Raw genomic sequence first — 11,214 nt, 5'->3', positions numbered from 1 at the left:
AACAACTTAATTTAGCATCTACTTATTAATATTTTAACTATTCGCAAATTTTAAGAGAGCGAAAGATCAGTTATTAATAGCATTTACCAAATTTACTAAACCTAAATGTCTTTTAGTGCCCATGAAAAATATTTTCGTCCAATTTCGTCTTTGTGTTCCTCAATATAATCTAGAAAGACCTGATGAGCAGGCGTTAATTTTTTACCTTTATTGTAGATGAAATGCCATTTTGTTTTCATCGGAAGTCCTTTAAGGTCATAAAACTTCACGCTCTCACTTTCCAATAAAAGTTTTGAGCCAATAAGAGGTACAATTGAGAAACCTATCCCCGCATTAATCGCTTGTTTTATGGCTTCATTAGAAACTAATTCCATCGACTTTTTTACGTTCACATCGTGAGCCTTGAGATAGTCCTGCATGGCATTTCTTGTCGCTGAACCTTTTTCTCTGATCAATAAAGTTACCTTTTCTAGGTCTTTCGGTTTCCTTATTTTCTCTTGACTTGCACTACTACCAATAAGGAAAAGTTTATTCTCAATAAGCTCCACTTTGTTTACCCTCAAATCAGGTGGCAAAACGGAAACTAAAGAAAAATCACTCTCATTATTGGCCAAGCTTTCTATCACTTTTCCTTTATTCGAGACATCAATTTTAATATCAATGCTTGGATATTCATCCATGAAATCTTTTAAATAATACGGAATTACATACTTCCCTGTAGACACTACTGAAATCTTGATTCTACCAGAAATAACCCCTTTATATTGCTGTACGGTATATTTTATACCGTCTGCTTCTTCTAAAATTCTTTTGCTTCTTTCTACTATTTCTTTACCAAAATCTGTAATATATAATTGTCTTCCGATTACTTCTGTTAGTGGTAATTCAAACTGATCTTGTAATTTTTTTAGTTGTAATGACACCGCTGGCTGAGTCAGATATAGCTCCTCAGAAGCTTTAGTAATACTTTGATGTTCAGCGATTTTAAGTAGCACTTTTAGTTGATGTAGAGTGAAATTCATAAATTATAACTTATATTTTTCATAAATATATTAAATAAAAACTTATGAATATAAATCTGTAGGTTTGTGTCAACAAATACAGAAAACACTATGATACAAATGACAAGTAACACAACTGAAGAATTGCAAGAACATGGTACACTAGACCTAACTGCACAACCGTCAAACGATGAACTGACGATTCACATCAAGTCTTCAATGACACAAGACACTCCAGCAGTCCGGAGTAACTTACAGCCTCTTGAAAGCTCTAAACTCTTGGCCATGTTCCAAGATACCTTAGATGAAAAAGGCGAGGATCATGAACTTGAGAAACATCTAGTAGGATCCAACGAAGTTGAATTTCAAAAAGGTAAGCTTTCTTATGCTACACTACATAGCTTCTTATTGAAAGCAGAGTCTTTGGGTAAGAAACTAACTTACGAGAAAATCTACACTGTCAAAATCTCTGATTAAGAAACAAACATGGACATCCAAGTACTTATAGAAAACGTAACAAACCCCGCACTTCTCTTTTTCGTCTTAGGAGTCATCGCAGTACAAATAAAAAGCGATCTTGAAATCCCAGAGAACAGTTCTAAATTCATTTCCATCTACTTATTACTTTCCATAGGTTTTAAAGGAGGACAAGAGCTCTCTCATAGTGGTATGAATCTAGAAATTCTATCAAGCATCTTTTTGGGATTATTTTTAGCGATCACAATTCCTGTCTCTTCATTTTTGATATTGAAACGGAAAATGAGTGTTGCTAACGCAGGAGCTATTGCTGCATCTTATGGTTCTGTAAGTGCTGTAACTTTTGTCACCGCTACTTCCTTCTTAGAATTTGAAGCTATCAGTTTTAATGGTCATATGATCGCTGTAATGGCCATTATGGAAGCACCGGCAATAGTAATGGGTGTAATGCTCATCAATTATTATAAAAAAGACAAGAAAAGTAACGATAAATCAGGTATTTCAAAACTCCTATGGCATTCGGTCACCAATGGAAGTGTCATTCTAATTTTTGGCAGCTTAATTATAGGATTTACCGTATCAGCAGAGCATGCCGAAGGAATCAAACCTTTCACTACCGATATATTCAAAGGTTTCTTGGCCATCTTCCTGCTCGATATGGGAATCACAAGTGGCAAGCAGTTATCACTCTTAGTAAGTAAAGGACTTTCACCCTTCCTTTTCTCCTCACTGATGCCCTTTGTGAATGGCTTAATCGCCCTATTCATAAGTCAACAAATCACTGACAATCCAGGTAACCAACTTCTATTTGCCATCCTAGGTGCAAGTGCTTCGTACATTGCAGTACCTGCGGCTATGAAACAGATTGTTCCAGATGCGAATCCTAGCTTATACCTCCCTATGGCATTGGGGATCACGTTCCCAATCAATGTCATACTCGGTATACCTTTCTATTACACCTTAATAATAATGTAAAAAATATATCAGGTTCAGTAGTCAAAGTACGTTAACTCAATTTAGCATGAAGAAGCATTAACGCACCACTCACCTCACTGATACTATCAGTGGGGTGTTTTTTTATACAGTAATATAATAAGCGTATATTTAATTATGTTTAGTGAAAGTGCAATAGCTATCAATTTATGCTAACAACCAAAGGCATTGTAAACTAAATTATCGTCAACTTTCAATCGACCTTCCTAGAAACATTCATAGGCTCTACTTTCAAGCTTCCTCCTTCTTCATTTTTGTCTTAACACAAAAACGAAGCAAAAAAGTCAAGGCTTTGAAGACAAAAGCTAAATTCCATTCCTATCGCCTAAATGATTTTAAACTCGCTAAAGCTCAAACAGCAAAATCATTTTTAACGGCTCATTCCATGAAATTCTTAACGCTTTTCCCTTCAAGGCCGAGGAAAGCAGTACCAAACGAATTGGGTAGAAAGTCCACAGGCGCGAATGTTAAGCGATAGCGTCATTCGTGTCCTACAGATCAACAGAAATCTCCTGATTTCTAAACTCCATAAGTATTCGAAATACTTAGTTTACAATGTTCTAAATCTGAAACTTTAAAGATACAACTTCAAACCTCCCTCTTCTCCATTTTTCCATTGCTGAAAGATGGAAGTAATTATCATTTTTGAAAAAATAATTAATACTTTTATAAAAGTGACTATTATTCAAATACTAATGCAAACTTAATTATGAAAGATAGAAAACCGATTTCTATTAAAATCATTCAATTTGTTATTGTCTTAAGACTCTCTGTTACAATTGGCCTCATCATCATGTATTTTTTCTATAAGGATTTACCGGCTGTCCAATTTAAGTTGGGAAAGAGAAGTAAGAGATGCTATAGTTGAGCACTTTGAATTCAATACTTCAGATACATGATATGTTTTAGGGCAATTGATTGGTGTATTATTATTCAGGTCCACGTTCACCTTATTGACGTGGCTTTTTATTGATTTAAAGAAACTAAAACTTGCACGAGCAATGGGAATTATTCAAGTCTTACTCGAACTTGGTCGATTGGCTTTCCCTTCTACTTCCCTTATCATTTTGATATTATTATTTAGAAAATCCGTCAAGAATTACCTTGAAAAAAAGAGGGGTAAACACCAAAAAATAGAAACAACAATTACCTCTTAATCACTCAAATATCTGTATTTTTAATGAACATCATCATGAATTAGTGTGATTTTTACTCTTTCGATAAAAAGTATAAATTATTTTACTTTTATGATTAACGTAAATTGTATGTAAAGAAAAATTCGAAGGGATGTAAATTCATTCATTAACTAATTGAGGTGCTCTTAAAGGTTTTTGTAAGGTTTTTAATAAAATCTTCATTCGATTTTGAAGGGGGGAATTTTTTTAAATTGAATTTTACGAATTAGTGTAATATTAACATATAAAAAATTTCCCCCACTTATTTCATTTTGTTTTTAAACTCATCTCAAAAGAGGTCAAAGTAGATTGGTAATGAAAATTTAAGCAGGAGTCTCATTTTCTGCTTTTAATGAACTATCAATTAAATACTTATGATTAAACATTATTTTAAACAACCAGTTTTTATTGCAACACTACTAGTATCTTCTCTTATAAGTTTGCTAGTCAATGAAGTAACAGCTCAAACAACTGCTACAATCAACCACAAAGTACGAAGGTACATCGGTGGTGTCTCCAGCCTTGACCGCACCAAATTCTTTAACCTCCATTCTAATTGGAAAGACACGGAATTGAATCAATTCTACAGCGACTATAATGCTTTCCCTAGTCGTGGTTTTTGGGGTCCGTATTCTTATTCCAAAAGCAAAGGAAATGCAGTCGGTACTTACCCTGCCGATAAATCCGGTAATAACAACGTAAAAAGTGTGACTCGCTATGTTGCCACGGAACATCCTTACAATATCTTCAAAGATGGTCTAAACGCTACATCGGCGGCAAATTGGGCTGCTGAATATTACAAAGATTATGCAAGTGATAGCGAAAGACCGGAGTATTTTGAGCCCATGAATGAACCATTTGTACACGCTTCTGATTATTATTCTGGTCCTTGGAATATTGCAGAAGAAAATCGTATTAAGTTACAAATGGCAGAAGTCTTTGCAGCCATCGGGAAAAAGATCCATGATACACCTGCTTTGGATAACATGAAAATTATTGGGTATTCTGCTGCTTGGCCCTCTTTAGAAATTAGCGATTTTGCTCATTGGGATGAAAACATGAAGATGTTTATGGATGTTGCAGGTGCTGACATGGATGCCTTCTCTACTCACCTTTATGATGGAGTAAACGTAACGGGACAAAACAACCAAAGATCGGGTAGTAATTCAGAGGCTATTCTAGATTTGATTGAAACGTACTCTCACACCAAATGGGGAACTGTAAAACCACACGCTATTACGGAGTATGGTGCAATTGCTAGTGGATATGGGGACAATTATTCTGATGTTGCAAGTATTCAAACAGTCAGAAGTATCAACCACATGCTTTTCAATCTTTTGGATAGAGAAAACAAAATTGAAATTTCTATTCCGTTTATTACGGACAAATCCTTATGGCACTTGACAGCGGCTAATAACTATCAACCTTACAGTGCTGCCTTATTTATTCCTACCAACTTAGGCCAACCTAATGTGGCAGGTTGGAAATATGCACCAAAAATTCATTTCTATGAATTATGGAAAAACGTCAAAGGAAACAGAGTGCATGTAGCTACTGATAATCCTGATATTCAGATTCAAGGATTTGCTGATGGCAATAAGCTGTATGTGGCATTAAATAACTTGGATGATGCCAATCAAACGGTCAATCTTGATTTTGCTAGTGGCTTAGGTGGTTTTCAAAATGTAACGAAGAAATCATTAAAAATCTACGATACAACAGCACCGGTAATGAATATTTCGACTTCGAGTACTGCACCTGGATCTATTACCCTAATTGGAGGTGAAACAGTGGTTTTTGAATACCAATTCTCAAGTGCAATTACTTTTGATAATACAATCCGAGACCGTAAATACTATACGAGTAAGCACCTTCAAGCGATTAATGCGAACACCACTATCAATTTCAATTTTAATACTGTTCAAACAGGAACAGGTCTTGCTTCCCTTCAAATGGGAATTGGAAGAAAACATAACAAATCAAAGAATCCAACCATCAAGATTAATGGTACAACAGTAACAGTCCCTAATAATTGGAAAGGTTATGATCAAACTGACCGAAGTGATTTCTTTGGTGTAATTGAAATTCCTTTTGACATCAGCCTTTTACAAGCAAGTAATACAGTCTCTGTCACTTTCCCTGATGGCGGTGGACATATCAGTTCTATGATCTTGGAAGTGAAGAAATACGATCAAGCAGTTATTGGCAATGAGTCTATCACTATTAATAGTCCTTCTACCAATGTGGAAAGCGATACAAAAGTGAATGTTACATTGGCTTATACTGCCAATTCTACAAGAGATATTGTCGCGGAATTCTGGTCTTCAACAGGTTGGTTAGGGCAAGCGGTAAAAACGGTCAGTGCAGGAAATAGAACTGAAACTCTGACAATCAACTTAAATAATGCTCCTGCAACAGGCAGTGGTTATGTCGTCAAAGCAAGTATTCGACCGGTGGGTACTAATTGGACATCCAATATTGCTACCGATCAAGTCAATGGGCTTAATGTCATCCCTGCCGCAGTTCAAAATCCTTACGGTGGAACACCTTCTTACTTGCCTGGTAAAGTGGAATCTGAAAACTATGATACCGGTGGTGAGGGTGTAGCGTACCACGATAGTAATACCAGTAACCAAGGTGGTCAATACAGAACAGATGGTGTAGATGTTGAAGCCTGTTCTGATACTGGCGGAGGGTTCAATATTGGCTGGATCAATGCTTCAGAATGGTTAGAATATACCGTAAATGTAGGTATTACTGATAATTATGACTTCTTCCCTAGAGTGGCAAGTACTTCCGCAAATGGTCAATTCAAAATTTTGGTAGATGGCGTAGCAGTTACAGGAAACCTAAGCGTACCGAACACAGGGGGTTGGCAAACATTCCAAACAATGCACATCAGAAATATCGCTCTCACTGCTGGTCAACATGTCATTAGATGGGAGACGGTCAGTGGAGGTTATAATTTTAATAGCTGGGCTGCATGGCAATCTTCTACTTCTAGTAGCAGAACAAGACAAGTGGTAGAGGAAGAAAATGATGTTGTGGTCTACCCGAACCCTGTTACGGATAAGAAAGTGTATATCAAACTTCCTTCTCCTAATGAAAGTACTACACAAGTTGAGATTGTAGATCTACAAGGTAGAGTCGTAAAGACTGCATCCTTTAACGGGGGTCTACACGCTATCAGTGTAAATGATTTGACAAGTGGTGTGTATATCGTACAAATCACTACTCAGTCAGCACAATTTACTAAGAAAATTATCATAGAATAAACAAAAGTTCCCGACTTCATACGAAGTACTTTCTCCTGAAGTCGGGATCCTTTTTACTTAGTAACTTCAATAAATTACAAACTAAGATTCCTTGTTTCTATCACCATAATTTTAGGCAATGAAGAATGGTGAATCATAAACCCCTTTAGATCTTTATCTTGAGGGGTCATTTTGTTTATTCTAATTGAATTTATGTTTAGATCAGTTCAAATGATACAGCTTCAGAAGCTAATGCATTCGGAGCAATCCACACCTTAAAATCGCCTTTTTCTAATACATATTTTAAATCTCTATTATAGAATTTAAGCTGATCGGTATGAAGTTGAAAAGACACCTTCTTCTTTTCTCCTTTCTTTAAGTGAACTTTTTGATAATCTTTTAATTCTCGAACAGGTCTAGTGATGGAACCAACGACATCCTGCACATAAAGTTGGACAGTCTCTATTGCATCATAGTCACCATTATTGGTAATGGTTACCTCTACCGTCAATTCTCCTCCTTTCTTCAATTGATTAGAGGAAATTGTTGTAGCAGAATAGGCAATATTTGAATAATTGAGTCCGTATCCAAATGGATATTCAGGAAGATAACCTGCATCTAAATAATGAGATTCGTTGCCCAAAGAACTTTGCCAAGCCCCTACAGGAATGTCATACATGGCCACATACTTCTCTTCCATAGCAGGTCGTCCCGTGTTTTTATGATTGTAATAATACGGTAGTTGACCTGAAGTCTTAGGCCATGTCACTGGTAAACGCCCCTCCGGCTGTCTCTCCGCATACAACACTTCTTTTAAGGCTGGACCTGCCATTGTTCCACCGTGCCAAGCCATCACTATTCCGTCTAACTTATCTTTAATTTTTCCAATAGTAATCGGACGTCCAGCCATAATTGTTAACACAATTGGCTTCCCTAATTTTGCTAACTCAAGAATTAATTCCTCCTGAGCACCCGGTAGGTCGATTTCAGCTCTACTATGTGCTTCACCAGAAAGAATGGCTTCTTCTCCTCCTACAAACAAAATTACATCGGCTTTTTTGGCCAAAGCAATTGCTTTGTGAAAGGACTTTTTACTTTTATCTCTACTAAAATCAAGTGTTTTTTCAAACCCAATAACATGATCTTTTAGTGCCATCAGAGGCGTATGAGAGTGTTCTTTTTCACCGTCAAAAGACCATGTACCCATCTGATCTAGAGGAGCATCAGCCAAAGGACCTATTAATGCTACTTTTTTGTTGGCAGTAAGCGGTAAAACCTGGTTTTCATTTTTCAATAAAACAATACTTTTTGCCGCTGCAACTTTTGCTTTCTCAAGATGATCCTTTGCATAAAGTTGACCATTATGATGCTTATCTCTGTAAGGAGTTTCAAAAAGGCCCATTCTGATTTTCACTCTGAGAATGTTTTTCACAAGAAAATCTAATTGATCCATCGATAGTTTTCCTTCCTCCAATAATTCCTTGATGTGTTTCTCATAAGATTGGCTGGTCATTTCCATGTCAACGCCTGCATTGGTACCCAATTCGGCAGCATGCTTTTCATCTTTAGCATAACCATGAGGAATCATTTCTGTGACAGAATTCCAATCACTCACCACAAAACCATCAAAGTTCATTTTGCCCCTCAATAAGTCCATCATGATTTTTTTATCTCCTGAAGCGGGAACTCCATTCAATTCATTGAACGAGGACATAAACGTTTGAACATTTTCTGCAATTGCAGCTTTAAAAGGTGGAATGTATACATTATACAATAACGGATCGTGAATAATTGCCGTATTGTAATCGCGACCTCCAATGGCTGCACCATAACCCAAGAAGTGTTTTGCACAAGCAACCATACTCGTTTTACTCGTCAAATCATCCCCTTGGAAGCCTTTCACATAAGCCGCTCCCATCAGACTGCCTAACAACGGGTCTTCACCTGGCGACTCCGCAATTCTCCCCCATCGGCTATCTCTAGCGATATCCAACATAGGTGCGAAAGTCCAGTTAACCCCTGAAGATGTACCTTCAAAGGCAGAGACTCTTGCTGTAATTTCTGCTTGTTGTGGATCCCAAGTTGCCGCTACAGCAAGAGGTATTGGAAACATTGTTTTAAAACCATGAATCACATCTCTACCGAAAATCAGAGGAATATTATTAGGACTTTCTTCTACGGCAATTCTTTGTAGTTCGTCTACATAATCCGTGTTCATGATATTCAGAAAAGCACCAATTTCACCTTTTCTGACGGCTTCTTTCAACGACTCAGGCAAGTCGCCTTTTACCCTACTTGAAGTGCCTCGTAACGAGGTCTGGCCGATTTTTTCATCTATCGTCATTTTAGACAATAGGTCTTCTACTTTTTGTTCAACTGGATCAAGTTGTTGGTTGGTCGTACATCCAAAAAAAAGTGTAGCTAATAATAAAGAATAATAATACAGTTTCATTTAAAAAAAGATTGTCTTAGTTAGTAAATAACCTGAGGTTAATGAGCTCAGGCTAAAAATTCATTTCATTTAGATTTCTTAAATATAATGATAGTAGGATATTGATTGGGGTTTTTAGCAAAATTTAATGGATTAACAACTCGTACTCACAAGCCTCAAAACTTAAGGGCTATTGGGTGGTTAGCACGCTCCCTAGATAATTCACCAAGTCTTCCCCTTTCACCAAACCCAATCTTTTCCTTAATCGATAACGAGAAGTATTCGCACTTTCGGGAGAAATCCCTAACAGTCTAGCCATTTCTTTTCCTGAAAAATTAAGTTTAATAAGGGCACAAATTTTTAAATCATAATTCGTAAGTGAAGGATGCTTTTCTTTTAACTGAGAGAAAAAACTAGGGTTGACAGACGTAAATCGATTTTCAAATTCTAGCCAACTGTGATCCTGATTGAGCTTGATGGCATTCATCACTTTTTGAACTTCCTTTGATTTCGTTTCCTTATAAACGTCTTTCAGCTTTCCTTTTATGGAAGTCAATAACTCATCTTTGGCTATAATTTGAAGGGTGGTATTGGTCAGTTCACTGTTTTTGACATACAGAATTTCCTGATTTTTCTCTTCATGCAATTTTTGTTTTTGCTCTATAGCTTCTTTCTCTAATGCATATTTCAGTTTTAATGTTTTCAATCTTGTTCTGACCATAAAGAATACCCCCAATATGATTAAAAATAGAAGGGCTACAGTCAACCATAAAATCTTCTGTTCCTGCTTATAATTTTCTAATTCTTGGCGTTCGATCTCTAAATGTTGAGCCTGTTCTCTCTTTTTATATTCATCAGAAATTTCTAATAAAGACCTGTTTCTTTCACTTTTACTACTGTAAAGCCATTGATTTAAGTTGTTTCCCACCGTAGCAAACTTTAATGCAGACTGATAATCTCCTATCATTTTGTAGGCTTCCACCAATTTTTCATAAAGCAAAGGCGTAAAATTTAGATGGGCGCGTTCTTGCTTCGCCACTTTTAAAGCTTTCTTATAATAATCAATCGCCTCTTTATAGTATTGTATTTTAAAAAAGTAATCTCCGTAAGAGGAATAAAAAATCACTAGATAAGATTGATTATCTTCTAATCCTTCCAATTGAGGCATCAATGTTTTAAAAGACTTACCCGTTTCAATTAACTCTCCTTTTAATAAGGATAAAAAAGTTTCTTCACTTTCTAATAAGATTCTAGAGATGTTATCCTCCATTGGAATAGTAGTACAACTGTCGTAATAAAGTTGTGTATTTTCAGCATCTCCTTCATACCTGTAATGCACCATCAATGAGTGATAATTGGGACGTAAATTCTCTGAAGGGATAACTTCATTCTCCACCAATCTCCTATTAATAGACAATGCCTGCTTATAATATTTCACTGCCAAATCGTTTCTTTCAAACAAGCTATACAAGATGCCCATTCCTCTATATACTTTCGCTTTCAGCATAGGGTAATTTTCTTTGTCCAACAGAAAAAGTGCTTCCCAATACGACTCATACGCTTTATGATAATTGACCCTATTACAATAAAGTCCACCCAACTTTAAATACGTTCTAACTTCCCCTCTTACATCACCTGCCTTCCTAAATTCAAGCAATTCTTTTTCGGCAGAGATCAGATCATCGTCTTCGTAAATTTCTTTTAAAAAATCAGTGGTAATGATAATATCAGTATCGCTTGCAAAAACCGAAGTCGAAAAAATGACACTGAAGAGTACTATTAATATTTGTCTATACATAAAAATTGAAGTTTTGGGATTGTCTATTGGAAAAACCCTCTTAAATATGCCTGTAATAAGGTTTGTCTACAATTTTTTTGCTGTA

6 protein-coding genes are annotated in these 11,214 nt (G+C 36.2%); 3 read left to right on the top strand and 3 right to left on the bottom strand.

What is annotated here, in order from left to right:
• Positions 1–101: 101 nt before the first annotated feature.
• Positions 102–1,022, bottom strand: coding sequence for a LysR substrate-binding domain-containing protein (locus IC221_RS20250; protein ID WP_188170704.1), 921 nt, complete (start codon positions 1,020–1,022; stop codon positions 102–104).
• A 99-nt stretch (positions 1,023–1,121) separates the two neighbouring features.
• Between IC221_RS20250 and IC221_RS20245 the strand changes: the two genes are divergently transcribed.
• From IC221_RS20245 to IC221_RS20235, 3 genes are all read left to right on the top strand, one after another.
• Positions 1,122–1,478: a hypothetical protein gene (locus IC221_RS20245; RefSeq protein ID WP_188170703.1), complete on the top strand. Its 357-nt coding sequence runs from the start codon at positions 1,122–1,124 to the stop codon at positions 1,476–1,478.
• A gap of 9 nt (positions 1,479–1,487) precedes the next feature.
• A complete protein-coding gene (locus IC221_RS20240; RefSeq protein ID WP_044205973.1) occupies positions 1,488–2,453 on the top strand; it encodes a sodium-dependent bicarbonate transport family permease in 966 nt (321 codons plus the stop codon).
• A gap of 1,567 nt (positions 2,454–4,020) precedes the next feature.
• Entirely contained in the window at positions 4,021–6,921 is a 2,901-nt protein-coding gene (locus IC221_RS20235; RefSeq protein WP_188170702.1) for a carbohydrate-binding protein, read from the top strand.
• 196 nt (positions 6,922–7,117) lie between these two features.
• Here IC221_RS20235 and IC221_RS20230 read toward each other — a convergent pair whose 3' ends face one another.
• A complete protein-coding gene (locus tag IC221_RS20230; RefSeq protein ID WP_188170701.1) occupies positions 7,118–9,352 on the bottom strand; it encodes a glycoside hydrolase family 3 N-terminal domain-containing protein in 2,235 nt (744 codons plus the stop codon).
• A gap of 169 nt (positions 9,353–9,521) precedes the next feature.
• Positions 9,522–11,129 carry a tetratricopeptide repeat protein gene (locus IC221_RS20225; RefSeq protein WP_188170700.1) on the bottom strand — a complete coding sequence of 536 codons (1,608 nt, stop codon included), beginning with the start codon at positions 11,127–11,129 and terminating at the stop codon, positions 9,522–9,524.
• Positions 11,130–11,214: the final 85 nt, after the last annotated feature.

This window comes from Flammeovirga sp. EKP202 (assembly GCF_014534745.1).
Taxonomy (GTDB): Bacteria; Bacteroidota; Bacteroidia; order Cytophagales; family Flammeovirgaceae; genus Flammeovirga.
This window is presented reverse-complemented; position numbering and strand designations above follow the sequence as displayed.

What these genes read in the sequence shown, in the direction of transcription:
- IC221_RS20250 (WP_188170704.1), bottom strand. Translation starts at nt 1,022, where the DNA reads ATGAATTTCACTCTACATCAACTAAAAGTGCTACTTAAAATCGCTGAA.
- IC221_RS20245 (WP_188170703.1), top strand. Translation starts at nt 1,122, where the DNA reads ATGACAAGTAACACAACTGAAGAATTGCAAGAACATGGTACACTAGAC.
- IC221_RS20240 (WP_044205973.1), top strand. Translation starts at nt 1,488, where the DNA reads ATGGACATCCAAGTACTTATAGAAAACGTAACAAACCCCGCACTTCTC.
- IC221_RS20235 (WP_188170702.1), top strand. Translation starts at nt 4,021, where the DNA reads ATGATTAAACATTATTTTAAACAACCAGTTTTTATTGCAACACTACTA.
- IC221_RS20230 (WP_188170701.1), bottom strand. Translation starts at nt 9,352, where the DNA reads ATGAAACTGTATTATTATTCTTTATTATTAGCTACACTTTTTTTTGGA.
- IC221_RS20225 (WP_188170700.1), bottom strand. Translation starts at nt 11,129, where the DNA reads ATGTATAGACAAATATTAATAGTACTCTTCAGTGTCATTTTTTCGACT.